The 209-nt window shown below is 57.4% G+C and carries 1 rRNA gene; it reads right to left on the reverse strand.

What is annotated here, in order from left to right:
* Window position 1 precedes the first annotated feature (1 nt).
* Window positions 2-209, reverse strand: a 16S ribosomal RNA gene (locus M3221_RS27190); the annotation flags it as partial.

Consider the following 209-nt stretch of genomic DNA (forward strand, 5'->3'; position numbering starts at 1 on the left):
TACTGCTGCCTCCCGTAGGAGTCTGGGCCGTGTCTCAGTCCCAGTGTGGCCGATCACCCTCTCAGGTCGGCTACGCATCGTCGCCTTGGTGAGCCGTTACCTCACCAACTAGCTAATGCGCCGCGGGCCCATCCTGCAGTGACAGCCGAAGCCGCCTTTTAAAAGGAAACCATGAGGTTTCCAATGTTATTCGGTATTAGCCCCGGTTT

The organism is Domibacillus indicus (assembly GCF_023715895.1).
GTDB classification, from domain to species: Bacteria; Bacillota; Bacilli; order Bacillales; family Domibacillaceae; genus Domibacillus; species Domibacillus indicus_A.